Source organism: Chroococcidiopsis sp. CCNUC1 (genome assembly GCF_023546805.1).
In the GTDB taxonomy this organism is placed as follows: domain Bacteria; phylum Cyanobacteriota; class Cyanobacteriia; order Cyanobacteriales; family Chroococcidiopsidaceae; genus Chroococcidiopsis; species Chroococcidiopsis thermalis.
In genome coordinates this window covers 5,466,436-5,492,915 of record NZ_CP097480.1, presented here as the reverse complement: position 1 = coordinate 5,492,915, position 26,480 = coordinate 5,466,436, and the positions used below count along the sequence as shown (strand labels likewise).

22 protein-coding genes and 1 pseudogene are annotated in these 26,480 nt (G+C 44.4%); 14 read left to right on the top strand and 9 right to left on the bottom strand.

All coding sequences use genetic code 11. The features are described from left to right. Positions 1–35 precede the first annotated feature (35 nt). Entirely contained in the window at positions 36–1,292 is a 1,257-nt protein-coding gene (gene larC, locus M5J74_RS25315; protein ID WP_106168198.1) for a nickel pincer cofactor biosynthesis protein LarC, read from the bottom strand. Next, positions 1,289–1,483, bottom strand: a complete 195-nt coding sequence (locus M5J74_RS25310) for a hypothetical protein (protein WP_250013977.1) — start codon at positions 1,481–1,483, stop codon at positions 1,289–1,291. The genes larC and M5J74_RS25310 overlap by 4 nt, the downstream gene beginning before the upstream one ends. Here M5J74_RS25310 and M5J74_RS25305 point away from each other — a divergent pair. Together M5J74_RS25305 and M5J74_RS25300 are read left to right on the top strand one after the other, a co-directional pair. Then, positions 1,460–2,110, top strand: coding sequence for an L-threonylcarbamoyladenylate synthase (locus M5J74_RS25305; RefSeq protein WP_106216797.1), 651 nt, complete (start codon positions 1,460–1,462; stop codon positions 2,108–2,110). The two genes, M5J74_RS25310 and M5J74_RS25305, sit on opposite strands and share 24 nt — an antisense overlap. A gap of 317 nt (positions 2,111–2,427) precedes the next feature. Further along, positions 2,428–3,123, top strand: a complete 696-nt coding sequence (locus M5J74_RS25300; protein ID WP_015156768.1) for a PHP domain-containing protein — start codon at positions 2,428–2,430, stop codon at positions 3,121–3,123. 18 nt (positions 3,124–3,141) lie between these two features. On the opposite strand, the gene M5J74_RS25295 is transcribed toward M5J74_RS25300, so the two are convergent. Continuing rightward, on the bottom strand, positions 3,142–4,092 hold the full coding sequence (locus M5J74_RS25295) for a cobalamin-binding protein (RefSeq protein WP_015156767.1): 951 nt from the start codon (positions 4,090–4,092) through the stop codon (positions 3,142–3,144). Positions 4,093–4,497: 405 nt separating this feature from the next. Between M5J74_RS25295 and M5J74_RS25290 the strand changes: the two genes are divergently transcribed. Continuing rightward, positions 4,498–7,410: a PAS domain S-box protein gene (locus M5J74_RS25290; RefSeq protein WP_250013974.1), complete on the top strand. Its 2,913-nt coding sequence runs from the start codon at positions 4,498–4,500 to the stop codon at positions 7,408–7,410. Between the two features lie 39 nt (positions 7,411–7,449). On the opposite strand, the gene M5J74_RS25285 is transcribed toward M5J74_RS25290, so the two are convergent. Beyond that, positions 7,450–8,454: a DUF1565 domain-containing protein gene (locus M5J74_RS25285; protein WP_015156765.1), complete on the bottom strand. Its 1,005-nt coding sequence runs from the start codon at positions 8,452–8,454 to the stop codon at positions 7,450–7,452. A 637-nt stretch (positions 8,455–9,091) separates the two neighbouring features. Here M5J74_RS25285 and M5J74_RS25280 point away from each other — a divergent pair. After that, a complete protein-coding gene (locus M5J74_RS25280) occupies positions 9,092–10,639 on the top strand; it encodes an NB-ARC domain-containing protein (protein WP_250013958.1) in 1,548 nt (515 codons plus the stop codon). Between the two features lie 67 nt (positions 10,640–10,706). Here M5J74_RS25280 and M5J74_RS25275 read toward each other — a convergent pair whose 3' ends face one another. From M5J74_RS25275 to dapF, 3 genes are all read right to left on the bottom strand, one after another. After that, on the bottom strand, positions 10,707–11,333 hold the full coding sequence (locus tag M5J74_RS25275; RefSeq protein WP_250013955.1) for a hypothetical protein: 627 nt from the start codon (positions 11,331–11,333) through the stop codon (positions 10,707–10,709). 104 nt (positions 11,334–11,437) lie between these two features. After that, positions 11,438–11,902 (bottom strand): MarR family winged helix-turn-helix transcriptional regulator, encoded by a 465-nt coding sequence (locus M5J74_RS25270; RefSeq protein ID WP_015156762.1) that lies wholly within the window; start codon positions 11,900–11,902, stop codon positions 11,438–11,440. A gap of 71 nt (positions 11,903–11,973) precedes the next feature. After that, the gene (gene dapF, locus M5J74_RS25265) at positions 11,974–12,813 is read right to left on the bottom strand and encodes a diaminopimelate epimerase (protein WP_041462613.1); all 840 of its coding nucleotides are present in this window, start codon (positions 12,811–12,813) and stop codon (positions 11,974–11,976) included. Positions 12,814–12,994: 181 nt separating this feature from the next. Here dapF and M5J74_RS25260 point away from each other — a divergent pair, with 181 nt between their 5' ends. Next, positions 12,995–13,228, top strand: a complete 234-nt coding sequence (locus tag M5J74_RS25260; RefSeq protein ID WP_015156760.1) for a hypothetical protein — start codon at positions 12,995–12,997, stop codon at positions 13,226–13,228. 59 nt (positions 13,229–13,287) lie between these two features. Here the strand turns inward: M5J74_RS25260 and M5J74_RS25255 are convergent, their stop codons facing one another. Then, positions 13,288–15,615 carry a cation:proton antiporter gene (locus M5J74_RS25255; RefSeq protein ID WP_015156759.1) on the bottom strand — a complete coding sequence of 776 codons (2,328 nt, stop codon included), beginning with the start codon at positions 15,613–15,615 and terminating at the stop codon, positions 13,288–13,290. A 173-nt stretch (positions 15,616–15,788) separates the two neighbouring features. Here M5J74_RS25255 and M5J74_RS25250 point away from each other — a divergent pair, with 173 nt between their 5' ends. The 5 genes from M5J74_RS25250 (at position 15,789) to M5J74_RS25230 (ending at position 19,573) form a co-directional block, all read left to right on the top strand. Beyond that, positions 15,789–16,790: a M23 family metallopeptidase gene (locus M5J74_RS25250; protein WP_250013953.1), complete on the top strand. Its 1,002-nt coding sequence runs from the start codon at positions 15,789–15,791 to the stop codon at positions 16,788–16,790. A gap of 90 nt (positions 16,791–16,880) precedes the next feature. Further along, positions 16,881–17,426, top strand: a complete 546-nt coding sequence (locus M5J74_RS25245; RefSeq protein WP_015156757.1) for a late competence development ComFB family protein — start codon at positions 16,881–16,883, stop codon at positions 17,424–17,426. Between the two features lie 320 nt (positions 17,427–17,746). After that, positions 17,747–17,935, top strand: coding sequence for a hypothetical protein (locus M5J74_RS25240; RefSeq protein WP_015156756.1), 189 nt, complete (start codon positions 17,747–17,749; stop codon positions 17,933–17,935). Positions 17,936–18,165: 230 nt separating this feature from the next. Further along, on the top strand, positions 18,166–18,825 hold the full coding sequence (locus M5J74_RS25235) for a sigma-70 family RNA polymerase sigma factor (protein ID WP_015156755.1): 660 nt from the start codon (positions 18,166–18,168) through the stop codon (positions 18,823–18,825). 166 nt (positions 18,826–18,991) lie between these two features. Further along, a complete protein-coding gene (locus tag M5J74_RS25230) occupies positions 18,992–19,573 on the top strand; it encodes an anti-sigma factor (RefSeq protein WP_015156754.1) in 582 nt (193 codons plus the stop codon). An 88-nt stretch (positions 19,574–19,661) separates the two neighbouring features. Here M5J74_RS25230 and M5J74_RS25225 read toward each other — a convergent pair whose 3' ends face one another. Continuing rightward, positions 19,662–20,093, bottom strand: a complete 432-nt coding sequence (locus M5J74_RS25225) for a gamma-glutamylcyclotransferase (RefSeq protein WP_250013950.1) — start codon at positions 20,091–20,093, stop codon at positions 19,662–19,664. Between the two features lie 183 nt (positions 20,094–20,276). Between M5J74_RS25225 and leuS the strand changes: the two are divergent. The 4 genes and pseudogenes from leuS to M5J74_RS25200 all read left to right on the top strand — a co-directional run bounded on the left by leuS (position 20,277) and on the right by M5J74_RS25200 (position 26,468). After that, positions 20,277–22,912 (top strand): annotated as a pseudogene (gene leuS, locus M5J74_RS25220) (leucine--tRNA ligase). Between the two features lie 112 nt (positions 22,913–23,024). Then, on the top strand, positions 23,025–24,245 hold the full coding sequence (locus tag M5J74_RS25210; protein ID WP_250013941.1) for a 1-acyl-sn-glycerol-3-phosphate acyltransferase: 1,221 nt from the start codon (positions 23,025–23,027) through the stop codon (positions 24,243–24,245). Between the two features lie 611 nt (positions 24,246–24,856). Next, positions 24,857–25,315 carry a hypothetical protein gene (locus M5J74_RS25205; RefSeq protein ID WP_015156750.1) on the top strand — a complete coding sequence of 153 codons (459 nt, stop codon included), beginning with the start codon at positions 24,857–24,859 and terminating at the stop codon, positions 25,313–25,315. Between the two features lie 28 nt (positions 25,316–25,343). Continuing rightward, positions 25,344–26,468, top strand: a complete 1,125-nt coding sequence (locus tag M5J74_RS25200) for a DegT/DnrJ/EryC1/StrS family aminotransferase (protein ID WP_371934084.1) — start codon at positions 25,344–25,346, stop codon at positions 26,466–26,468. Positions 26,469–26,480: the final 12 nt, after the last annotated feature.

Sequence of the window (26,480 nt, the reverse complement as noted above, 5' to 3'; positions counted from 1 at the left end):
GCTGAATTCGCTCAGCACAAATTTCTGAAATATTTTCATTCCGAATTCTGTTCGTACCAAGCTTGCAGCGCTAATCGATGAACTTCTCGCCAAGGGAGATCGTGCCGTCGAGCAATTTGCCAGCAATCTTCGTATTCTGGCTGGACGTTAGTAATTTGACGCTCTGTGGCTGTACCAGTCCAAGCAATTTTAACTCGCACCGTACCGTGGTCGGTTGTTACAGATTGGATTTCGCGCTGTAAAGCCAGCCGTTGTTGAGTATAGTGGCGAATACCTAAAGTTGTAGTTTCTCGAAAGACGATCGCCTCAAGATCGGTCACCTTGTCAGGGTAGCAAATTACAGTGAGCAAAATGCCAGGGCGAGATTTTTTCATCCCAATTGACTGCGTAAAAACATCCAACGCTCCAGCCGCTAGCAGCGCCTCCAAGACGTAGCCGATCGCCTGGGGGTTAAGATCGTCGATCTGGGTTTCCAGTACCGCGATCGCCTCTAGAAAGGGGCTAGTATTCGATCCTTGTAGGGGCGCATCATGCAACGTCTCCACACCCAGCCACAAGCGCAGAATATTAGGAATCGGTAGATTAATGGAACCCGCACCCTGTCCGATCCGCTGTATCGTCATGGTGGGTGGAGAGCCAAAATCTGTAGCTAAAGTGGTGGCGATCGCGGCTCCCGTAGGCGTAACTAATTCCTTTTGGATACCATTGCTATAAACTGGACAAGCCCGCATTTCCCACAACTTCAATACCGCTGGTACGGGAACCGCCATTAGTCCGTGGGCAGCTTTAATTGTACCGCCTCCCGTGGGTAAGGCAGAACAGTAAATTTTATCTATCCCCAACCAATCTAAACCCAAGCAAGTACCGACAATATCTACAATGGCATCCACCGCACCAACTTCGTGAAAGTGGACTTTCTCTGGCGCAATACCATGCACTGCTCCTTCCGCAACAGCTAGCTGACGAAAAACAGCTAAACTCCAAGCTTCAGCACGAATCGGTAAATTAGCTTTGAGGATTAAATCTTCAATCTCGGGCAAATGACGACCGTGATGATGGGTATGATGGTTGTGGTGGTGATGCTCGTTACCTAGTAAATCGACATGAAATTTTGTTGCTAACTGCCCATTACGGTGAACGGATTCAACCCTTAGTTGGTATTCTCGTTCGATTCCTAAACCCTTAAGCTGTTCTTGTAAGTATTCTAGCGGCACGCCAGCATCTACCAGCGCTCCTAAGCACATATCACCAGCAATGCCAGTAGGACATTCGAGGTAAGCTAGTTTTGTCATAAGTTAGTGGTGCGTAGTGAGTGGTGAGTGGTGCGTGAGAAGAAGTGGCAAGTGGTGCGCGGTAAGTGGCGAGAGACAAATTTTGAATTTTGACTTCTCCCCCTTGTCTTCCTTTTCTCCCTTGTCTGTTCCCCTACTCCCTGCTCCCTGCTCCCTACTCCCCGATCATGGCTACAGTCTACACAATTCATCCCGACAATCCTCAAACTCGCACCGTGGAAGAAATTATCGCAGCGCTGCGCGATGGTGCAGTCATGCTGTATCCGACTGATACTGTCTACGCGATCGGCTGCGACCTTAATTCTAAATCGGCAGTGGAGCGAGTGCGCCAGATCAAACAGCTATCAAATGATAAGCCGCTAACTTTTTTGTGTCCTTCTCTCTCTAATGTGGCAACTTATGCGATCGTCAGCGATCCTGCTTACCGGATTATGAGGCATTTAATCCCAGGGTCTTATACTTTTCTGCTCCCCGCCACCAAGCTCGTACCGAAATTAGTCCAAAATCCCAAGCGCAAAACGACGGGCATTCGAGTCCCAAATCATAAAATTTGTGCTGCTTTATTAGATACTTTGGGTAATCCGATTATTTCTACCTCAGCTCACTTGCCTCAAAATGGCAACGGGCGCTCTGCTCCGGCTGAAGCTAACTTATCGCGAGTCGAGTTATTCGATCGCCTAGACAACATAGTAGACGCGATCGTCGATGATGGCTCGGAGCCAGAAGATGAAGTCTCGACAATTATTGACATGACGACAGACGAACCAGAAATTATCCGCCAAGGTAAGGGCTGGGAAGCTGCCGTAGCATGGGTGTAATAAATTCGGAATTCGGAATTCGGAATTCGGAATTCACGCATTAGTTTGTACCCCACACCCTTTCTTCCCTGATAACTGATAACTGGTAACTGATAGCTGAATTGACTCATCGAAAATTCTCATCAGCCGAATCGTGCCATTAAGTGTATTGTTTTGCTAAGTTAGTCTTAACATATTGAAAAGAAAGTCTTCCCCCAGATCGCTGCGATCGCTCCAAATTAACTTCCAATTGCGGAATAGGTAACGAGTGATACACAGATATAAGTGGGCAGTATGTTAGAGAAATTAAACGAACGTCTATTCGTTCTGAGGCGGTTATGGCTGTCTATTATGCCCAGACTTTTAATTTATTGAGCCAGCAGTTGCAGAGAGTTTTTCAGACAATTGATGCTGAAAGTTGCCCGCTAACTTTCAACTTCCACATGCACACGGTATATTCTGACGGTAGGTTAGAACCGGAAGAAGCGATCGAGCAAGCAATTTCAATCGGGCTGCGAGGATTGGCAATTACCGACCACCATACTATAGGTGGGTATCGAGCTGCTCAGCGTTATTTAGCCCAATGGCAATTGCATCATCCAGATTTAGAAGACTGCGTGCCTCAATTATGGAGTGGAGTTGAGATTAATGCCGGATTGTTAGATACAGAAGTGCATATTCTGGCATATGCATTCGATCCCCAACACGCACGTATGCAGCCCTATCTCCAAAGACGTACTGCAACCGGAGAAGCATATTGTGCTGCTAGCATTATTAGTGCAATCCATGAAGCAGGGGGATTAGCAGTGTTAGCTCACCCAGCTCGCTACAAGCGATCGCCTTTCGATCTTATTGCTGCTGCTAACCAACTGGGAATTGATGGGGTAGAAACATATTATGCCTACAACAATCCCCATCCCTGGCGACCTAGCCCGAAAGAAACTCAACAAGTACGCGCTCTGGCTCAACAATACCACTTGTTAAATACCTGCGGTACGGATACCCACGGTCGTAGCCTGCTTCAGCGTCTGTAACTGGCAACTAATAACTGGTCACTGGTCACTGGTCACTGGTAACTGAACTTGTTCCCAAGCAGTTCCCTTATAACCGTAGGAAAATATTTCTGGATGAAGAATCTCGGCGAGAATTTCTAGGGAATCGACTAAGCGTGGACCCGGACGATTGAAATAAGCGTTACCGTCAGTAGCATAGACTCTGCCACTTCTAACTGCTCGTAGATGCTGCCATTCTGGGCGCTGCGTTAAAGGCAACATTTCTGCCTGGGTACGGTTGAGGTCAAGACCGCAAGGCATGACCACAATAATACTTGGATCGGCAGCTATCAGGTTTTCCCATCTTACTTGAGCGGATGCCTGACCGGAAACACTAAATAAGGATTGACCCCCGGCGATCGCCACTAGTTCGGGAATCCAGTTACTTGCTACCATGAGAGGATCGATCCACTCAATACATACGACTGTTGGTAATTCCGACACCGATAGCCCGCGAACCTTTTGCCGACAAACTTCAATCCGCGACTGAATATTTTCAATTAATCTATTTGCATCGACTCCGAGCGTCTGAGCTACACGCTCTATATCTGCCCACACGTCTGCTAAAACGTTGGGTTGAAGAGAGATGATTTGCGGTTGAGAATGCGTTAGGTTAGCAACTGCTTTTTCTACTTCACCCAGACTTACGGCACAAACATCGCACTGGTCTTGAGTGACTATGTGGGTTGGCTGTAACTGTTCTAAGAGGTCGGTTTCAATTTGGTAGATGCTCAGTGCTGATTGGATTAGTCGATCGACATCCTGATGAATCTCAGCGCTACTACCGTTAGAGTTAATTCGCGCCCGCGTACAAGCCGGACGGTTGAGTATTTCTGGAGGAAAATCGCATTCGTGCGATCGCCCGACCACCACGTCTGTTAGACCCAATGCTGCTAAAATCTCGGTAGCACTAGGAATCAGCGAGACTATTCTGAGATCTTGCTTTTTCATCAGTCGCTCCTACATCTCAACTTGAATCCTGTAACTTCAGCGTTAAACTTCAGCTTTTAAGCAAAAAATTATACAATTAGCACAAATATTTATTAACTATAATCAAATTCTACTTGAGATAGCACTGCTATTAATCAATCTCTGGTATTACATCCGAATAGTTGATGGAAAACTCTTATATATCGCCTCTTGACGCTAAAAAGCTATTTGTTTTCTAATGAAAGAATTAAAGAAAACATACAGAAAAATGTCACTAACACACCTACTGGCTGAAGAACCTGACTGAAAAAATAACTAAGAATTTCACGACTGAGAAAAATTTAGATCGGAGGCACGATAAAAAGTAGAGTTGGCGATCGCAGCTAAAATTGCCTCACTGCGAAACTACTAAAATTCTTGGGCTGAATGAGCAATCCTGAACGACAATTTGTAACGCACGTAAACCCAGCTCCACTGAAAATATTATTAGTGGGGCAGCCTAGTTTGGAGCGAAGAATTCGGGAAATGCTACGGGCAGTCCAAACCCCGTTACAACTCGTTTGGCAAGAGCGGGTGCAGGCAGCTTTAGCGGAGCTCAAAACAGAATCAGCTAGTGTTGTCCTACTCGAACTCGATCGAGCTGGGCAAAAACTCAAACAATTGCGGTTAGCTTACCCGCACATGCCAATTGTTGTTTTAGGAGAAGACGAAGCAGAAAATGCCCAAACAGCATTAGCCCAAGGAGCGCAGGAATATTTAGTCAAGGCAGAAGTAGAGGCGCAGGGATTGCTGAGGGCATTGCGCTATGCAATCGAGCGCCAGCAGTGGCAAACTCAGTGGCGACAAACTCAATCCCAGCTGAAGCAAGCCGAGGAAAAGTTAAGCCTTTACCAAGAAATTGTGGCGAATTCTAATAACGCGATCGCAATTTATGACTCTCAAGGCAATTTTGTCGAACAAAACACCGCTCACCGCACTCTACTAGGGTACGAAGATGAGGAACTGTACGGACAGAAAAAAGACGAAATTTTCTCGTCGAAAGCACAGGTGGCGGAGATTTCTACTCAATTGCAAAATGGTGATAATTATCGGGGAGAAGTGACTCTGCGCCGTCGGCAAGGATGGTTGGTGACAGTAGAGTTATTTGCTTTTCCCCTGCGCGATCGCTCGGGAGAACCAGTTTACTACGTAGGAATTGGACGAGATGTCACGGAAAGGTTGCAGGCAGAATCTACCCTCAAAGAACGCGATCGCCTGTTGGCGGCTGTTGCCACCGCTAACAATCACCTGTTAACCACCACAGATTTCTCTGCTGCGATCGACCTAGCCTTGGAAACTTTGGGTCAAGCCTGCAATGTCGATCGAGTTTACGTATTTGAAAATCATCTTCATCCCAGCACGGGCGAACTGTTAATGAGTCAGCGTTTTGAGTGGACTAGTTCTACCGTCATCGCTCAAATCGACAATCCAGAATTGCAAAGTCTGTCTTATCAGACCTGCTCTCCTGTATGGTATGACAACTTAGTTGCAGGTAAACCAATTGGTGGACTCGTCAAAAATTTACCGGCGCACGAACGCGAAGTTTTAGATCGGCAACAGATTATCTCCATTTTAGTCGTGCCGATCTTTCTCGAAGGTCAATTTTGGGGTTTCGTCGGCTTTGACGACTGCCATCGAGAACGTCAGTGGACGGAAACCGAACGAGCAATCCTCAGCGCCGCAGCGGGTAGCATTGGTGGTGCGATCGCGCGCCAGCAAACAAAAGTGGCGCTTCAAGAAAGCGAATTGCAATTCCGTGCCATTTTTGAACATTCCAGTATTGGGATCGGTCTTTCAGACTTGAAAGGAGGGCAGATTGATAGCAATCCAGCCCTGTGTCATATTCTGGGTTACAGTCGGGAAGAACTGTTAAAAATGAGTTTTACTGACTACACTCATCCAGATGATATTGCCGCAGATGTCAAACTTTTTTACGAACTGGTCATGGGTCAACGCGATCGCTACGAGATCGAGAAACGATACACTCGTAAAGATGGTTGTCAGGTGTGGTGTCGCCTGAATCATTCACTAGTGAGAGATAGTGCGAATCGACCTCAGTTTGTCATTGCTTTAGTAGAAGATATTACCATTCACAAACAGATAGAAAATCATTTACGCGATAGCAAGGAAGCAGCAGAAGCAGGTAGTCGGGCGAAAAGCGAATTTTTAGCAATTATGAGCCACGAACTACGCACGCCTTTGAATGGAGTTTTAGGGCTATCGCAGCTGCTAGGGCAAGAGTTATTTGGTAGTCTTAATGCTAAGCAAAAAGAATACGTGAGTTGCATTCACAGCAGTGGCGAACACTTACTAGCTTTAATTAACGATGTCCTCGACCTCTGCAAAGTTGAAGCAGGTAGGGAAGAACTCACGCTGGTGCGGCTAAATGTTCGGGATTTATGCACTTACTGTTTGAGTGTCGTGCGCGATCGCGCCGTTGCCAAGCAGTTGCAATTACTCAGTGAAATCGATCCGCAAATCGATAGCTGCATTGCTGACGAGCGCCGTGTCAAGCAGATGCTATTAAATTTACTCGCTAATGCAATTAAATTTACTCCCAAGGGGCAAGTATCCCTACGGGTAGAACAAGTCAACCAGGGAATTGCTTTTAAGGTTGCAGACACGGGAATAGGCATTGAGCGATCGCAGCTAAACCTATTATTTCAGCCGTTCAAACAGCTGGATAGTCGATTAAACCGACAGTATGAAGGCACGGGATTGGGTTTATCGTTAACCCGTAAGTTAGCGCGGTTGCACGGCGGCGATGTCACTGTCCGCTCGACTGTAGGTAAAGGCAGTGAATTTACCCTATGGTTGCCAAACGCTTACCTAAACGATCTACGTCAAGAGCCAGCCAAGGAGCGATCGCTCCTATCCCCAACCGAACCAAAGCTATCCTGTAACCGTCCTGCTAACGGCTGTCGATCGCCAATCGCTAAACGGATTCTCATTGTAGAAGACGACGATCGCAGCGCCCTACTATTGCAAGATTATTTTGAGATCGTTGGCTACCAAGTCAAGCATCTCAAACACCCTCATAACTTTCAGGGGATGTTATATCTCTACCAGCCAGATTTACTGCTATTAGACGTACAGCTACCAGGCGGTGTGTCAGGAATGGATTTGCTTTGCAGTTTGCGCCAGCAACCAGAGTGGCAAAAATTACCTGCGATTATTCTTACCGCTTCGGTAGAAGCAGGAGAACGCGATCGCTTTTTAGCAGCTGGAGCCAACGACTACTTCAGCAAACCCATAGGCATTGCTCAAATTGAAAAAATCTTGATGCAGTATTTAAGCTAGTGGCTAGTGGCTAGTGACCGTCAACCGTCAACCAATGACCTAATAGCAATGATTTTGCGGTTTTTCCCGAGCGGTTTTTGCCGTACCACCAACCAAAACTATTGGATTAGCACCACCGTTGTGAATGTCATATTGACCGTTGTTACTGAAAGTGTTACTACCAGCTAAATCGATCTGTGCTTGAGAACAAGCCGCGATCGCAATTCCATCCCTTTGATTATTTTCGATCGCGTTGTTGCGTAGTACCGGACGCGCTTCCTGAGAAACAAAAATTCCATCTCTGTTGTGAATAATTTTGTTTTCCACGACTACAGGTGCAGCCGTACCACCTATTGCTAGTCCGAAACCAGTGTCTTGAAACACGTTGTTGCGAATCTCTCCTTGAGCTTCGTTAGCCAAAGACATGCCGTTACCACCGTTTTTCACAAAGACATTTGCCGCAATTTTAGGTGTAGCAGTCCCAGTCACAAAAATTCCTTCTCGATGGTTGTTGGTGAAGGTGCTGTACTGTACGGTGGGATTAGTTGATTCAATCCACAATCCCGTCCCGCGTAAGTTGGAGTTACCAATTGTCACACCAATAATTGTGCTATCTTTTTCGGCTACGACAGCAACATTCTGACGCGCAAATGTGCGGCTGAGATAGCGTCCGCCACCATTAATCACAACGTTCTGACCGTTAGTCGCAACATCGCCTTTGAGCGTTATACCCGATTTGAGTTTTAGGGGAAATACTTCACCACTGCGAGCCGAGTAAGTACCAGCAGCTAACTGAATTAGGGTTCCCGGTTGTGCTTGTCGTAAAGCAAAAGTAATAGTACGCAACGGAATTGAGGGGTCTTTACCTGCTGTGGTAGCATCTATACCTGTTGCAGAGTTAACGTAAATTATCTGCTGACTCGGTAGGGTTTTGACTCCAGAAACCGAAGCTTGTTGCTGTACGGGATTTGGTTGTGCTTGGGTGGGAAAATTCACCATACCAATACACAAAGATCCGGCGATCGCGCCAACTTGACAAAATCTGATGATTGTGGGAGAGTTCATACCTATCCTAGACTTATACTTCCTGATTGTTTGCGTGCCAGCCTGACTTACAGCAGTTAGAGGAGAAGATGCACGTCTTCAGCAGGTATTAACCTACAAATTGCGATCGCAGTTTGTCGCGATCGTCCTCTTGCTACTAAAAAAGTAATTAGCTGTGTTATTTGATATTTCTCGTGAGGTTTCTCCTGCTACCGTTTGCTCACTCAGAAACGCTTTCACACACCACAATTGAAAGCTCGTCCACACACCAGAATTAACTAGGCAGTTAAGGAGTACCCAGCGCCTAAACTTGCGACTGGCTCAATTTGCAGCAGCAACCTTTATGCACCGATGAAATAAACCTTAAACTCTCAGCTCTGGCTTTGACAGTCGGTAAAAGTCATCAAGTATGTCAGTCAGAAAAAGTCATATCGAAGTCAGAAGTCAGAAGTCGGAATGGCACGAGCGTTTTGTGACTGGGTACAACAATGGATTTGTGCTGACTATTTGTCAATTAACAAAATATTAAAATTACTGCTGAAAGAAATATTAGTAGTTATTCTGATTAGTTATTAGGCAGCGAGTAGTGACTAGATAAAAGCATTGAGCCGCTAGCTACCAGCTACTAGTCATTGATAACTGATACTGATAACTGATAATGGATGTCGAACTAGGCTTAAAGATTGTCGAGCAAATTCTGGAAAAAAAACACTTATCCAAAGTGCAGGAAATCTTGTTGCAACAGTCTTTGATAGGACATTCTTACACAGAAATTGCTAAAACTTCTGGCTATGATGCTGGTTATCTCAAAGATGCAGGCTCCCAACTGTGGCGAATTCTCAGTAATGTTTTGGGAGAAAAGGTAAGTAAAAATAATTTGGTTGCCGTACTAAAACGTAATTCTTTCCGCTTTGCACGTACAGAATCAGACAGACAATTCAATTCACAATTTACAAGTGATATTAATACTACACCAACCAAATACAATTCACAATTAAATCCTACTTCCTATTCGACTCCTGACTCCTCTGTACGGGCGGGTTTTGAGCAAAAATCTATTGACGTAAGCCGTGAATCTTTTGATAAAACCGCCCCTACGACTCCCGACTTCCAAAACTTGGAACTAGAAATTGATATTTCTCTTTTTTACGGACGCAGTACTGAATTAGCTTTACTAGAACAATGGATTTTAGGTTCACGCTGTCGTGTGGTAGCAATTGTAGGAATGGGTGGGATTGGTAAAACTGCTTTATCTGCTAAATTAATAGCTCAGATTCAGGATAAATGTAACTATACGATTTGGCGATCGCTACAATCCGCACCTTCCCTGTCTGAATTATTGTCAGACATAATTCAAGTACTGACTCAAAGACATGAGCTTTATCTTCCAGAAAAATTAAGCGATCGCATTTCACTTTTACTCTTTTATTTACGCCAGCAACGCTGTCTTTTAATCTTAGATAGTTGGGAAACAATTCTGGCTAGCAACGATCGCTTGGGCTGTTGTCGAGAAGGATTTGAAGGTTATGGGGAGTTAATCGAGCGTTTGGGTACAGAAATTCATCAAAGTTGCTTAATTCTCACTAGCCGAGAAACACCTCAAGAAATTGTCGCTTATTCAGGAGAAAAACTTGCAGTGCGATCGCTGCAACTTACTGGACTACAAGTTACTGAAATTAATGCTATTTATCAGACGATTAATACTTTCTGGGGAACTCCTGAAGAATGGCGGCAACTAGTTGATTATTACAGTGGCAATCCGCTCAGCCTCAAAATAGTTGCATCTGCTATTCAATGTTTATTTGACGGTAATATTTCTCAGTTTTTGCAATGCTGGAGAGCAGAAGTTTTTATCCTTGATGGAATTCGAGATTTACTAGACTCTCAGTTTAATCGCTTGTCCGATTTAGAAACGGAAGTGATGTATTGGCTGGCAATCGAGCGAGAACCAGTTACGGTAATAGAACTTCAAGACGATTTACTTTCTATTCTCTCTAAACAGCAGCTTGTTAATACTTTAAATTCTCTTTGCCGCCGTTGTTTAATCGATAAAAATGGAGGAAAGTTTATCCAGAGTCCATTGATTACAGATTATATTCTTGAAAAGTTTACTCAACAAATATATCAAGAAATAAGTTTAGAAGATAGAGAGGTTTTTGGCGATCGCCTCTCGTTAAAAAACAATTGTAAGGGCTTCTCTACTTGAATTTCGTAGAGTGGGCATTACCAACTCTACGCTTGAATTTCAGGTATTGTATTAAGTGTGTATGCACTTATTTTTGAAAATCATTTATCAATTTTTCAGAATAGTACTTGCTTTTTAAAAGCCTATCCAAGGTCATAATGCTCAGCGCCCCCGTGATACATACGCCATAGAGGGGAATAAGCACGATCGGATAAGTAATTACATTCCTCATTAAAGGATCGTTCAGTAGAACATTAAATGTGAAACCGGTACCAACCGCAATCGCAAAATCTAACATTCCAAAAATGTGAAATACAAGATACTTAGTGTAACTTTCTCTTAAGAACAAAATAATTGGTACTAATAAACCTACTGCTAAATCTCCAAATCCTGCGTCGATAATAAACTGTTTGGGCAGCAAATTTTGGCTTCCATAATCGAAAAATACTAGTGCTGCAACAATTCGCCATACATGATAAATCGTGAGATGTTTGAGGTCAATAGACCAAATATACGACCTAAAATCTTCACTGAAATAGTACGCTAAAACTGGAATAGTAATACCTGCTATAACTAACAGTGGAACCCAGATTGTATTAATGTTTGAGAGAATCCCAAAATATCCCGTAACAAATACGGCGGCACCCCAAATCGTTAATACTAAAACAAACCAGCGTTCTGTCGTTTCGTTCTTAACGTTACTCTTCGTACTCATGTAGACTCCTTGTGTTGAATAGAATGCTAAATGTAAGTGGTATTTTCATTTAAGTGTATATACACTTAAATAGAAAGAACGAGCGCATGTGCTTTTTGGTACAATTAGTTCTCATACGCTAAAGAAACAGTATCATTCAAAGCAATCAGTAAGGAATTCCACTGTTGTTGACCTAATCCATCAATTACAGAAGTTTGCGCCCGTTCCCACAAAGGCAATGCTACAGCCAATGCATTGCGACCCTTTGCAGTCAGAGAAACAACCCGTATCCGCCGATCCTCACCTGGCTGAATAGCAACAAAACCTTCTCTTTCTAGTGGCTTCAGATTGCGCGTCAACGTTGTTCTATCCATAACTAAGAGATCGGCTAGATCGTTGATCGTTCCTGAACCTGCTTGAGCGATCGCTACTAATATCGTAAACTGAGTGATTAACAATCCACTCGGCTTGAGCTGCTCGTCAAAGAATTGCGTCACAACGCGAGTGGCTTTGCGGAGATTAAAACAGGTACAGGTATTAGCAACATTGCCTAACTGAACTAAATTGAATTGGGCGTTTTGCTCTGACATACTTTTAGTGTATATACACTTATTGGTAATGTCAAGCCATAGAGATACGCGATTGGGTTTTTGCGGTCAGATTACTCGATCTTCCCCGCAAACACGCGCTCTGCCGCACCCGTCATGTAAAGTTTTTGGTCGTGCGACCATTCAATTTGCAGACAGCCACCTGGAAGTTCTACAGTAGCAACGCGATCGCATTTTCCTGCTAACACTCCAGCCACCAGGGAAGCACAAGCACCCGTACCGCAGGCTAAAGTTGCCCCAGCACCGCGTTCCCAAACCCGCATTTTCAAGTAATCTCTGCCTGTAACTTGAATAAATTCCGTATTCGTGCGCTGGGGAAAAACTGGATGATGTTCAAACTGGGGTCCGATCTCCTCTAGGGGAATAGCAGCCACATCATCAACAAAGGTAATACAGTGAGGATTACCCATGCTGACACAGGTAACTGACCAAGTCTGACCTGCAACGTTTAGAGATTGGTTAATAACTTTCTCTCCAGCAGTGACAAGAGTTGTCGGAATTTCCTCGGCTAACAATCTTGGTTCTCCCATGTCTACCTTGACCTGACCATCAGCAGTGAGTTCGGGAACGATGATACCAGCTAAAGTATGAATGCGGAGGCGAGAGGTAGGATTCGTGCTTCCCTCTAAATCTGCTAAAAATTTGGCAAAACAGCGAATTCCATTACCGCACATTTCCGGTTCCGAGCCATCAGAGTTGAAAATCCGCATGGTGTAATCAGCACCGTTGGTTCCAGGTAGTGCAAAGATGACACCATCAGCACCAATCCCAAAATGGCGATCGCATAATTTGACAGCTTGCTCTGGCGTAACGATTGGTTCGCTAGAGGCACGATTGTCAATCAAAATAAAATCGTTACCTAACCCGTGATATTTAACAAATTCGATAGTCATGTTTAGAACAGTGAATAGGGAGTAGGGAGTAGGGAGTGGGTCAACAATTCCTGACTTCCGACTCCCCATTTTTAACTTTTAACTTTTAACTTTTGACTTTTGACTTTTGACTTCTCCAATGACAACTGAAAGCCCAATCGAGGGAACTATCAATATATAGGAATTAAAGTTAAGTATAAACATGGCTAGCGACTACGATACAGCATTACCTAGTATTCGGCAGGTACAATCTCTGATCAAAAGTCAGATTGTCGTAGAAATGAAACTCATGACAGGCGACTCGCTGACGGGTAGATTAGGCTGGCAAGATTCTAATTGCGTTTGCCTAATTGATGAAAGCGATCGCTCCACTACAATTTGGCGACAAGCGATCGCCTACCTCAGACCGAGAGTTAGGGAAATAAGAGACGAATAAGTGGTTAGCAGCTGGCGATTAGTGACTAGATATTCTAGCCACTAGCCACCAGTTACTAGTCACTCCCGCCAACTATCCAACGGCAAATACTCCCGCAAAGCTTCTGCTTCTATAGCTTTCACCACTGGTACGCTGGAGAGCGGACTTGAAGTGACGGCTAGCAATTTTTGCAACTGTGTCATTGCCAAGTAACCGCCGCACAATAGCAAGCGATCGCCTGCCCGTAAAGCCATATTGCCATCGGGAAACCGCAGAAATTTACCGTCGCGGCGAATGGCTTGGACTTGTATGCCAAAACGACGGCGAATGTCGAGATCTCCTAGAGTTTGACCGATCGCGGGGCTATCAGCAGCTACCATCAACCAATGACAAGCAGCATTGGCTTCTGGTACAGTTGCCTCGCTTTGAGCCAATTCCTCTAAAGCGGCTAATTCTTCTGCTTCTCCCACTAACAATAGGCGATCGCCCTTTTCCAACATCGTCTTAGCATTGGGATAATCGACCTCTTGCCCGTTTGCCCGTTTAATTGCCATCAAACTCACCCCCGTCAAGTAGCGCAAGTCCGCTTCTTCTAGCGTCATACCCGTGAGTGGCGAACCTGCTGGTAAGGCGTACCAACGGCTATTTAAATCTTGAGTAGCCTGCTGCAATTCGCGCGAAACTTGAGCCGCCGTCCGTTCTGGACGTAACTCTAGATAATGATGATTGCGAATTTGCTGCATTTCTTGCTGAATCGAAATCGGTGCTAAACCAATTTGTGTTAGCAAATGACTGGCTAGTTCCAAACTCGCTTCAAACTCGGGCTGTACGACCTCTCTCGCCCCCAACTGATAGAGTAATTCAATATCTTTATCCTTAGTTGCCCGTACTACCACATCGAGATCGGGCGATAATTCCAACGCCCGCTTCAGACACAGGCGGCTGCTCATCGGATCGGGTAGGGCGATCGCCAGCGACTTAGCTCGTTCGACCCCTGCCTTTTCTAATACGTGTAAACTAGCTGCATTGCCATATACATAAGGTACGCCCGCCTCGCGGACTTGCTGAATTCGGCTTTCTGATTGGTCGATTACGACTACGGGGCGATCGCGTTCTTGTAATAAGCGCACTAAGTTTTTCCCAACCTGCCCGTAACCGCAGACGACAACGTGATTTTGTTGAGGCGTGTTGGCTGAAATTTCGAGTGGTAAATCTTGCCCTTCAATGAATTTTTTCAACCAAGGTAATTCCAATAACTTTGGCACGAGTCGCAACACGAAAGGCGTAAGAACGAGCGTAACGGCAGTCGTACCCAAAATCAGCAGGTAGACGGGACGGGACACCAAACCGAGCGATCGCCCTTCACTCGCTAATACAAACGAGAATTCTCCAATCTGAGCTAATCCTAATCCCGCAATCAAAGCTGTTTTCAATGGGTAACGGAAAAGCATGACTAAGGGCATGACAATTGCAAACTTACCCACAAAAACCAAAGCCACCAGCCCTAAAATTAACTCCAAGTTTTGCCACAAAAACACGGGATCGATCAGCATTCCAATCGCGGCAAAAAACAGCGTCGCGAATATATCTCGCAGTGGCTCAACATAAGTTAGAGTCTGGTCGGCATACTCCACTTCAGAAATCATTAATCCGGCGACAAACGCCCCCATTTCAATCGATAGCCCCAAATGCTCTGTTAATAGAGCAATTCCCAGACACAGCGCTACGACTCCTAGTAAAAATAATTCTTTGCTTTCAGTTCGTGCCAACAGGCGTAATAGAGGAGGAATCAGCCAAATTCCTGCGGCAACAGCTCCGGCAGCAAATAAACCAATTCGCAGCAGTGCCGTTACTACCGCTATACCAATTAACTGCGGCGGTTGGTCTAGTGCGGGTAAAACTGCCAGCATCAATCCCAGTGCTAAATCTTGGACGACCAGAATTCCCAACATCACCTGTCCGTGAGAACTCGCCGTTTCGTTTCGTTCCATCAGGCACTTGAGGACGACAGCGGTAGAAGATAAAGATAAAATTGACCCCAAAAATACGCCCTTAGCAGGTAAGATTTCCCAAGCTCCTGCAACTCCACAGACCAACACCGTGACCAGGATTGTGAGAGCAATCTGCAATCCTCCTCCGCCAAGGGCGATCGCCTGCACTTTTTTTAATTCAGCAAATGAAAACTCTACACCCAAGGCAAACAGCAGAAAGGCAACGCCAAATTGAGCGAGAGTTTCAACTTGAACTAACTCCTTAATCAGTCCTAGTCCAGCTGGTCCTACAACCATGCCACCCAGCAAATAGCCTAGCAGTACTGGTTGACGGCACAACGCCGCCAGTAAGCCGCCGCCTGCCGCTACTGCCAAAACCAAAACCAAGTCAACTATTAATCTAAAATCTTCCTGCACAAACTTATAAAAGAACTATTAAGGTATATAAACTTCAGCATACAGAAGTTTTAAGTTTATTTGGGAGCGATTACAACATATCTACTTTTGTAAAAACTCGATACAGCTTTCATAGGGGATCGAGACCATAAAGTTAATCTAGTTGGTCAATCAGTCTGGACTTTTGCGAGTATATGAATCAATTTACAGGGAGCAGGGAGCAGAGAGCAGGGAGCAGGGAGCCGGAAAGCAAAGGACAAGGGAGACAAGGGAGACAAGAGAGACAAGGGAGCGGTCAACCAACTACCAGCTACCAACTACCAACTACCAATTACCAACTACCAGTTCTCCACTGCTTTTTACTCTCACTGGGTATTGCCTTAGTCTCAGCCTTACCAGCCCAAGCTTTGCAGGTACGGGTCGCTCCCACTAAGCCTCATTTAGGCGATACGCTGTCGGTAGTCGTCAGACCAAACAACCCCGATATCAACGTCAGCCCTATCGTGACTGTCAATCGCAAAACTTATCCAGCTTTCGTCATTGCTCCTGGTGTATTTCGCGCTTTTGTTCCTACCACACCTTTACAAAAAGTAGGAAAAAGAGAGATTCAGATCAGCAGTGAAGGTAAAGTTAGAAATATAGCCGTATGGGTGGCAAATCGTAAATTTCCCGTGCAGAGAATCAACTTTCGACCCGGGAAGGCTGGGCTAGAAGCAACCGAACTCGAACTGAGTCGAGTAGCAGCTTTTAAATCGCTCGTTACCCCGCAAAAATTTTGGAATGGTCCTTTTCTTAAGCCCAATCGCGGCAGAGTCAGCACGATTTACGGAGTGCGGCGCTATTACAATGGCAAATTTGCTAGAGATTACTACCATCGTGGCGTTGACTATGCAGGTCCGGTAGGTTCTCCCGTAGTTGCGCCTGCCGCAGGGCGAGTTTCCTTAATCGGTTTAGAATCTCAAGGGTTTCGAGTTCACGGTAATATAATTGGACTCGATCACGGTCAAGGAGTAACGAGTGTTTTCCTGCACTTAAGCCGAATCTATGTCAGAGAAGGAGATATTGTTAGAGCCGGACAACCGATTGGCGCGGTAGGTTCGACGGGGGCTTCAACTGGACCCCATTTGCATTGGGGATTTTACGTTCAAGGGGAAGCAGTCGATCCGACAACTTGGCGGGAACAAGGAATGAATTAGACTTAGGGTGCTAATTTTTGTGCTGTAGCAGGGCAAAATCAATCCAGGGTTAGTTTAACTATAGGAAAGCAAAATAGGTAAAGCAGCGTTATGAGCATTCAACAAATTGTCGAGCAAGCCCTTCAAGATGGCTATTTAACACCAGCCATGGAAGCAGAGGTGGGTAGAATCTGTGACACTGCTTCCGAGCTTTCCATAGAAGAGTATATGGCGTTAGATAAGTTGATGGGTTCGCTCTTGACTGGCGAAGTTGTAGCGGTGCAGCGCAAACAATTTATCAACGTCATGGAAGAGTTAGTGCTGACTGAAGTTATCGCACGGGTAGCAGAAATTAAAGTTACCAGTGGTCACAGTCTAGACGTAGGTGATATCGCTGCCTATGCACTCAATCGTCTTCCTCCCCTATATGCTACGACTGAAGAAGGTGCTAATTACCAGCGCCAGCGGGCAAAAGAAGAACTGGCAGCGCTAATTGTACAACAAATCGATGAAGCGATCGCCCGCAGCTTAGACCGACCCGAATTCTTCCCAGAACGCCAAGCCCTCGGTAAAAGTAGTGGTGGTAAAGAGGTAGTGAAACAAGTCAGTATGCTACTCCAAGCCTACGCACCTAACTTCGAGCAACAGATTTCTTAGCCAATCGCTAATTGCTAATTGCTAATTGCCAAAAACAAATATACAGACTGCCAATGACAGAGCGTAGATTGTCTTCCACCGTTAACGTGGGTGACAAATTAGTCTTGTCAATCGCTTGACGGAACTAAGTTTAATCTATCTTCATCTAAAGCCAAGAAAATATTAAGATAGTATTATGATTTGCTTCTATCTTAGGATGGAAATAGGCAAACTAGAAATATCTAAAGAATTCTGGCAATTAGATTTCAGTTGTTTCAAGTCGGCGCTCGGTTTTGTGACTGTAAGTGAAGTACAGCTAGTGGTTGTGGGGGACAAAGGCAATGTTAGAAAAGCTGATGTTAGCGATCGCAATTACCATGTGCGTCAAGTTGTTGCTGGGAGTCGGTGTACCAATCGGTCACGAACCTGCGAAGCCCAGTTATCGGGTCGTAGAAAATCCTAAATCCTCCTTAATGAAGGTCATATTTCCCCGCGATCTCCGACAGCAACTAGCTTTTAGGGAGTGGTAATGGGTAAGTGGCTAGTGGCTAGTGGATAGTGAATAGTGGATAGAATCGCTTCCTTGTCTTCCTTGTCACCCATACCCCAGACCCCACACCCCATTTCAGCCCCCGGCTTCGGGAACATACTGGTATCAGATTCACGTCTCTAACTTGAGACAGATTCCGCTTTGCTGTAGGGAACTTCTGTAAAGTGGGGCAGTCTATGAATCGGGAATGTTTTCGAGCCATTGGCATTTATGAGTCAATCAATTCCTGTATGCTGGTCAACAGTTCACGCAACGGTTACTCCAGCGGCAGTGACAGTAGAAAAGCTATCCGATCGCGATCTCATTTTGCGCTGTCAGGCTGGGCTGCGTCCAGACAAGGCTGCATTTGCCGAGCTGTTACGCCGTTATCAGCCCCATGTAGAGCGCATGTTGTATCATTTAGCACCTGATTGGCAAGATAGAGCCGATCTAGCTCAGGAAGTTTGGATTCGCGTTTACCGCAACATCAAGCGGCTAAATGAGCCAGCTAAATTCCGAGGCTGGTTGAGTCGTATTGCCACCAATATCTTCTACGATGAATTACGCAAACGTAAGCGAGTTAAACATCCCTTATCTCTAGATACTCCCCGCGTCGCCGAAGATGGAGAGATGGACTGGGAAATCGCCGGAGATAATCCTAGCCCGGAAGAAGAGTTGACAACGCGAGAGTTTTACGAGCAGTTGCAAGAGGCGATCGCAGATCTACCCGAAGTATTTCGCACAACTATCGTGCTGCGAGAAATTGAAGGAATGCCCTACGAGGAAATTGCAGAAATTACCAACGTTTCTTTAGGAACCGTCAAATCGAGAATTGCTAGAGCTAGAGCTAGACTCCAATCGCAACTGCAAAACTATCTTAACGGTCAATAATCAATCAGTCTGAAGATAGACAGCAATGACACCAGAATATACGTTTGCAAGTAGATCGAAACTCTAACTCAAATCTTTAAAATCTTCAGAAATATCAGCAAACTCGGTAGCTTGGTGAAAAGACAGATCTAGGCATATCTATGAATAAGTGGGTGATGATGTTAAAATGACCTCTGATGAAAAACGTTGGATCGACAATCGCCCCGACTCAGGGGAAATAGATAAACACCATACTATTGAGGCAAATCAATTAATCGGTGCTATGGATATGTTGAAGCGCGATCGCTTCGAGTTACTGAGCGCATATCTGGACGGGGAAGTTACCGCTGCCGAAAGGCGAGAGGTAGAGACATGGCTAGAACACGATCCAGAAACCAAGCGGCTATACGAGCGCTTGCTTAACCTCCGTCAAGGAATTGGAACGCTGCCAGTACCGACACAAGAACCTGTAGAACAAACTATTCAACAGGTCTACCAAAGGATACACCGTCGATCGCAACGGCAGGCAATCGTGTGGGGTGGTACTGCCATTGCAGCTGTGTTTGTAGGCGCGATCGCTACCCTACCAAACTCACCAATCGCACAACTTGCCCGACTCTCCAAAATTGAGCCACTTATGGTCGCTATCAACGACCCAGTGGTAGAAATCCCCAAGATCGTGATTCCTTCACCAAATGGTGAAAGACAAAATCAAAATAATCGACCAATAGAGCCACAACAACATCCACAAAATAAGAATTTTAATTGAAGTGAGTTGTGAGTTGTGAGTGGCTATTGACTGGCGGCTAGCGATCGGAAAGGAATCTAGCCACTAGCCACCGATAACTGGTTACTGGTCACTGGTCACTGGTCACTGATTTGTGACTGCTCCACCAGCCGTCAGGAAGAAGAACGCCACCAAAAGTGCGTGCTTGTTCTAGGGTCATCAAGTACGTCCAAGCTCTACCTAAAGGCGCTAGAGAAGTATCGTAGACTTCTATTTGCTGCCGATAATACTCGTTTTCGGCGATCGCCCTTTGCGGGTCGTAATCCTCTAGCCAGTCAAGCTGCTGTAAAACATCTGGATTGGTAAAAGAAAGCAGAACTCCATAGACTTTGAAACTACCAGGAGTCATGGCTGGATATCCGAAAGGTAGATCGAATAGTTGACCCAAAGCGATCGCTTCTCGTGCTGCCACTACATAATCCGCACAATAACGCTGATAATTTGCCTCGCCAGGTTTGAGCGTACCATATACAAAGACTTTTATGATTTCGTCATTTGTCATCAGAGAACAGGGTGTAGGGTGTGGGGTGTGGGGTGTAATGAGTGGTGCGTGGTGCGTGGGAAGAATTCGGAATTAATGCGTGAATTTTGAATTTTGACTTCCCCATCACCAATTACCCATTACCCATTACCAGTAATTTAAAATATTGAGACAGACACGAACGCATCAATAGGAGTCTCATTCGTGGAGTCCCGTTATAATCCCGCAGCGATCGAGGAAAAGTGGCAAAAAACCTGGGTAGAACAAGGTATAGACAAAACTGAAGAAAACCAAGATAAGCCGAAATTCTACGCCCTATCCATGTTTCCGTATCCATCGGGTAGCCTGCACATGGGTCACGTTCGTAATTATGTGATTACGGATGTAATTGCTCGCCTCAAACGAATGCAAGGGTATCGGGTGCTACACCCTATGGGTTGGGATGCTTTTGGTTTACCCGCAGAAAATGCTGCCATTAAAAATAATATTCCGCCTGCCAAGTGGACTCAACGCAATATCGCCCAAATGCGCGATCAATTAAAGCGGCTGGGTTTGTCAATTGATTGGGATAAAGAACTTGCCACTTGTTCGCCAGATTATTATAAGTGGACGCAATGGATCTTCTTACAATTCTTGCAAGCTGGACTTGCTTACCAAAAAGAAGCAGCCGTTAACTGGGACCCCGTTGACCAAACAGTATTGGCAAACGAACAAGTTGATAGTGAAGGGCGTTCTTGGCGCAGCGGGGCAAAAGTTGAGAAAAAATTACTCAAACAGTGGTTCTTAAAGATTACCGACTACGCCGAAGAATTGCTGCAAGACCTCGACCAATTGATAGGCTGGCCCGAAAGAGTCAAGCTGATGCAGGCTAACTGGATTGGGAAATCTACAGGGGCATATTTAGAATTTCCCATAGTTAGTAGTTCGGAGAAAATCGGCGTTTTTACCACTCGTCCCGATACGGTTTACGGCGTTACCTATGTTGTTCTTGCGCCGGAACACCCTTTGACTCGTCAGGTGACAACGCCAGACAGAAAAGCCGCAGTAGAAGCATTTATCCAAGAGGTTGCAGCCGAAAGCGAATTAGAACGCACGGCTGAGGATAAACCCAAACGCGGAATTCCTACAGGTGGAATGGCAATTAACCCGTTTACAGGTGCAGAAATTCCGATTTGGATTGCTGACTACGTATTGTATGAATACGGTACTGGGGCAGTCATGGGAGTTCCCGCCCACGACACCAGAGATTTTCAGTTTGCTCAAGGTAATAATCTGCCGATTCAGGTTGTCATTGTGCCACCCAACAATGATGTAGAAACGTTACGTGTAACACCTCTACAAGAAGCATATACGGAACCAGGAATTATGGTGAATTCTGGTTCTTTTGATGGCACAGATTCAGTAAAAGGCAAACAAGCGGTCATTGAATACGCCGAGAAACAAGGCTGGGGTAAAGCCAGAATTCAATATCGCCTCCGAGATTGGCTGATTTCTCGTCAGAGATATTGGGGCGCACCCATTCCTGTCGTTCATTGTCCTAACTGCGGTATCGTACCCGTACCAGAAGCAGATTTACCCGTAAGGTTGCCAGAAGATATAGAATTTACGGGTCGCGGTGGTTCGCCCTTAGCGCAGTTGTCAAGCTGGGTTAACGTACCTTGTCCTACTTGTGGCACGCCTGCGAAACGAGAGACAGACACGATGGATACATTTATCGATTCGTCATGGTATTTCTTGCGCTTTCCCGATGCTACAAATGACAAACTGGTCTTCGATTCAGCACGAGTCAATGACTGGATGCCCGTAGATCAATATGTTGGAGGAATCGAACACGCAATTTTACACTTATTGTACTCGCGGTTCTTTACCAAAGTCTTGCGCGATCGCCCGCAGGAAGGTGCCGAAGGCAATCGCCCAAAGGGAGGTACCGAAGGCGATCGCAATTTACTCAACTTTGACGAACCTTTCCAACGCCTGTTAACCCAGGGTATGGTACAGGGATTAACTTACATGAATCCCAACAAGGCAGACAAAGATAAATGGGTTCCCACCTCAATTGTCAATGCCGACGATCCTCGCGATCCGCAAACGGGCGAACCGCTAAAACTTGTTTACGCTACCATGTCCAAATCTAAGGGTAATGGTGTTGCTCCAGAAGAGGTGATAGCCAAGTATGGGGTAGACACCGCTAGAATGTTTATTTTGTTTAAAGCACCCCAGAGAAAGATTTGGAGTGGGACGAAGCAGATGTTCAAGGGCAATTTCGCTTTTTGAATCGGGTATGGCAATTAGTCACCGAGTTTGCCCAACAACCAACAGTAAAAGAAACATCCATCAAAAATCCAAAATCAAAAATTGAAAAAGATTTGCGACGGGCGATTCATACGGCAATTCAAGCAATTACCGAAGATTTAGAAGGCGAATACCAATTTAATACAGCCGTCTCTGAATTAATGAAACTCAGTAATGCCCTGGCTGATGCAACGTGCAAAGATTCTCCAGTGTATGCGGAAGGAATTAAAACATTAATTCTCTTGTTGGCTCCATTTGCGCCTCACATTGCCGATGAATTATGGCACGCGATCGCAAACCAGGAATCGGTTCACAAACAGTCGTGGTTGAAAGCCGATCCAGATGCTTTGGTAGCAGATGAAATGACATTAGTAATTCAGATTAATGGTAAAACTAGAGGCACAATTCAAGTTCCCGCTCAAGCCGATCGACAAATGCAAGAAAAGCTAGCACGAGAATCGGAACCCGCGCAGCGATATGTTGAAGGCAAGGAGATTAAAAAGGTCATCGTCGTACCTGGAAAACTAGTGAATTTTGCGATCGGATAATTGATAATTGCCGAGCGAGCTTTTGTAGGTGGGCATTGCCCACCTTTTTGATTTTAAATATATATACAATTAAATATACGGAAATGAATCGCTAAATTCATTGCAGTAAAAAATGAAAAATTACTTTTATCCTCCTTTACCTAATACTTGTTTGATTAACTTTGCTCAAGTTATTGCTCCAGTTGTTATCCCATATTTTTTTCAATTTGAATTACGTATCGATCGCGAATCCATCGAAAAAATTCAGGCTTTAAACGAGCGAAGATTACTTTTATTGCCAAATCATCCCACATTTCAAGATCCAATTGCAATCTTTGCTCTTTCTGGTAAGGTAAACCAAAAATTTTACTACTTATCAGCATATGAATTATTTCAAGGATTTATGACTGGGATTTTTCAAAGATTAGGAGTCTATTCTATCCGGCGTGGTTTAGTCGATCGCCCCAGTATTGCAAAAACAATAGACATATTAATTCAACCGAATTGTCGTTTAGTCATATTTCCAGAAGGAGGATGCTCTTTTCAAAACGATACGGTTATGCCTTTCCGTGCTGGTGCTATCCAAATTGCTTTTCAGGCTATGAGTAAGCTAGCTAAGCAAGGAGAAATACCCGATCTATATACTCTACCAGTTAGTATTAAATACCGCTATACACAAGATATGCAGAGAGTTATTCGGCAAACTCTCAACCGTTTAGAACAAGCATTAAGTATAGAATCTAGTCTCAAAGATTACGATCGCCTGCAAGCGATCGCACAACATGTTTTAGTCCGTATGGAACGAGAATATGAGATTTATTCACCTACTAAAGACGAACTAACCTGGAACGATCGCATTTCTCTGCTACGGATGCATATTTTAGAATCCTGCGAACAACAGCTAGGCATTTCTTCTAATCCTAAAGAACCAGTGCGAGAACGAACCTATAGAGTTGAATATGTACTAAAAACTCAAGTAGACACACTAGAGTCAGAAGCAACAGCAGAAACCGAAACTGCAACAGGCGATCGCGCTAACAAATATAGTTTAATTGAAAAATCAATTAAACGCTTGTTAAACTTTGATGCGATTTACGATGGCTACGTAGCTGAAAATCCTACACCAGAAAGATTTTTAGACACTCTCACTCGTCTAGAACGAGAAGTATTTGATATCGATAAACCCCCAGCTAAAGGATATCGTCACGCCAGAATTAAAATTGGAGAGCCGATTAATCTTAAAGATTTCTTTACCGAATATCAACGCGATCGTGCTAACACTGTGAATACTGTTACGCTCAAAGTTCAACAAATAGTACAGCAGAATCTTGATTTGTTAAATGGTAATTGGTAATTGGTAGTTAGTAGTTGGTAGTTGGTGATAGATGTATATCGTTGAGTTTTCTCGCTCGTTCGGTATAGTTATGGCTAATTACTTAAAATCTAATATAGTATCAATTATGTCAGCGAGGATGACATTCGCTAGTTGAGCGTGATAAGATTTACACATAAGTTAAACATTCATTCCGATGCGAGGAAACAGAAAATACTCTATGCTTCGGTGACAAGATCGAACTAAATATACGGTAAGTGACAGCACCTAAAAGAAACGTATTTCTGTAATTTTACTTGTATGAAATTATTTGGTTAGATTGTATGCAGCTCTAAGCTGCGGCAGAGTAACTATTATTACTTAGTACAAACAATACCTTACATCAACTGAATTAAGGGTATCTACTGGAAAAACTATCTCTTCATGCAAGCGATCGCTTTGGCATGGGAATTTTTCAAATATACATAGCAATTTGTGTTGACTTCAGGCAGATTTCGCGATCGTGCTAGACGGTCGATGGCTATCTTTGACTATCTTCACAGCAGCGTGAGTTGCGTGCATTACAAATGACATTGCTATAGCTGAGCGCGATCGCAATTATATCAACCATATATTTTATTTAGAACAGCAGTATGATCCGAGAAATTAAGTCCGAAAATATATTAATAGCGATGATTGTTTCTCATAAATTTCAAGCACCTGGAATTCATTTTTTTACTCCAGGTGATTTTTCTCAGCAATTAGCTTATATGCGTCATCCTGTTGGAAAAATTATTCCGCCTCACGTCCACAATCCAGTCAAACGGGAAGTGCAGTATACCCAAGAAGTACTTTTGATCAAAAAAGGTAAACTACGAGTAGATTTTTATAATGAGTCTCAGCAATATTTAGAAAGTTATATCCTCGAAGCAGGCGACGTGATTCTTTTAATTGCAGGTGGGCATGGCTTTGAAGTATTAGAAGAAATCGAAATGTTTGAAGTCAAACAAGGACCCTACGTAGGCGATCTAGATAAAACTCGATTTGTCGGAATTCAAACAGAACAAGCTCAGCTAGCTGACGATCGCTTACTCCTTGTTAATAATCAGTAACAAATGACAAATGACGAATGACAAACATATGCTTGATTATATTCCTGTCAACGAACCACTATTAGATGGTAATGAAAAAAAGTATCTGAATCAATGTATTGATACTGGTTGGATTTCTTCAGAAGGACCATTTATTAAACAATTTGAAGAACAATTTGCGGCAAGAGTAGGACGTAAATATGGCATTGCTGTTAGTAATGGCTCCGTAGCTTTGGACGCTGCTGTATTAGCACTAGGTATTGGTGCGGGTGATGAAGTCATTCTACCTACTTTCACGATTATTTCCTGCGCGGCAGCAATTGTTCGTGCTGGTGCTATACCCGTTGTTGTAGATTGCGATTCTCATACCTGGAATATGGATGTGAGCCAGATTGAGGCTAAAATCACACCCAAAACCAAAGCAATCATGGTGGTTCATATTTATGGATTACCTGTAGATATGGAGCCAATACTTGCTTTAGCGGCAAAGTATAAGTTGCAAATTATCGAAGATGCAGCCGAGATGCACGGACAAACTTATAAAAATCGTCCCTGCGGTAGTTTTGGTAATATTAGTACCGTTAGTTTTTATCCGAACAAACACATTACTACAGGCGAAGGTGGGATGATTCTCACCGATGACGATCGCCTAGCTGAACGTTGTTGTTCTCTACGAAATCTATGTTTTCAACCCCAGCAGCGTTTCATCCATGAAGAACTCGGCTGGAACCTGCGGATGAGTAACATTCAAGCTGCTTTGGGTGTAGCGCAGCTAGAAAGATTAGACGAATTCATTGCCCGTAAACGCCGAATGGGACAACGTTACACCGAGCTATTGTCAGATCTACCTGGCTTACAATTGCCAATCCCCCAGACTGACTACGCCGATAATATTTACTGGGTCTATGCATTAGTCCTAAAAGATGAAATTCCATTTGATGCTAAAGAGGCAATGAGGCGCTTGCACCATCATCAAGTTGGTAGCCGTCCCTTCTTTTGGTCTATGCACGAACAACCTGTTTTCCACAAAATGGGATTGTTTGCTAAAGAGTCGCATCCAGTATCAGAAAATATCGCTCGGCGCGGCTTCTACATTCCTAGTGGTATAGCTTTAACTGACGAACAGATGGAACGAGTCGTCGAGGTCGTCAAAGAAATTTTGCGATCGCCATAATTTTTGCCAAAT